This window comes from Nocardia sp. NPDC058497 (assembly GCF_042720195.1).
In the GTDB taxonomy this organism is placed as follows: domain Bacteria; phylum Actinomycetota; class Actinomycetes; order Mycobacteriales; family Mycobacteriaceae; genus Nocardia.
Genome location: NZ_JBHXMY010001059.1, coordinates 1 through 1048 on the forward strand (window position 1 = coordinate 1; position 1048 = coordinate 1048).

Below are 1048 nucleotides of genomic sequence, written 5' to 3' on the forward strand. Positions count from 1 at the left end.
TGGAGAAGTCGATCCAGGAGTACGTGCCCGGCTACCGGCTGCTCAACGATCCGCAGTTCGACGACCCGTCGGTGATCTCCGGTGGTATGGCGAAGGTGTCGATCTTCGTCGAGGTCGAGGGTGCGGGCGATTTCCTGCCGCCGTATGCGGGCAACCTCGACATCATGACTGCCGCCGCCACCCGCGTGGGTGACGTGCTGGCCGACCAGATCATCTCGGCTCGGGTGTAAGGAGCTCACATCATGGTTTACTCAGCTGATCTCGACATCCGAGTCACCGACACTTCCCTGCGTGACGGTTCCCACCACAAGCGGCATCAGTTCACCGCGACCGAGGTCCGCGACATCGTCGCCGCCCTCGACGGCGCGGGCGTGCCGGTCATCGAAGTCACCCATGGTGACGGCCTCGGCGGTTCCTCGTTCAACTACGGGTTCTCCAAAACCCCTGAGCAGGAACTGATCAAGGCCGCCGCGGAAACAGCGAAGAACGCCAAGATCGCCTTCCTCATGCTGCCGGGCGTCGGCATCAAGGAAGACATCAAGATCGCGCAGGACAACGGGGCGTCGATCTGCCGCGTCGCCACGCACTGCACCGAAGCCGATGTGTCCGTGCAGCACTTCACGGCGGCCCGTGAGCTCGGTCTGGAAACGGTCGGCTTCCTGATGATGTCGCACACCCAGCCGCCGGAGTTCCTGGCCGAGCAGGCCCGCATCATGGCCGACGCCGGCTGCCAGTGCGTCTACGTCGTCGATTCCGCGGGTGCCCTTGTCCTGGAACAGGTCTCGGACCGCGTGTCCGCGCTGGTCGCCGAGCTCGGCACCGACGCGCAGGTGGGCTTCCACGGTCACGAGAATCTCGGCCTGGCCGTGGCCAACTCGGTGTACGCGGTCCGCGCCGGCGCCACCCAGATCGACGGCTCGGCTCGCCGCTTCGGCGCGGGCGCCGGCAATCTCCCGGTCGAAGCCTTCATCGGCGTCTGCGACAAGCTCGGCATCAAGACCGGCGTCGACTTCTTCGCCGTCACCGACGCCGCCGAGGACGTCGTCCG

General features: G+C 66.0%; 1 protein-coding gene and 1 pseudogene. Both read left to right on the plus strand.

The window, feature by feature from the left end; all coding sequences use genetic code 11:
• Positions 1-230: pseudogene (locus ACFWPJ_RS33700) on the plus strand (acetaldehyde dehydrogenase (acetylating)); the annotation flags it as partial.
• Between the two features lie 12 nt (positions 231-242).
• Positions 243-1048, plus strand: an 806-nt coding sequence (gene dmpG, locus ACFWPJ_RS33705) for a 4-hydroxy-2-oxovalerate aldolase (RefSeq protein ID WP_378857690.1), incomplete at its 3' end; no start/stop codon positions are given.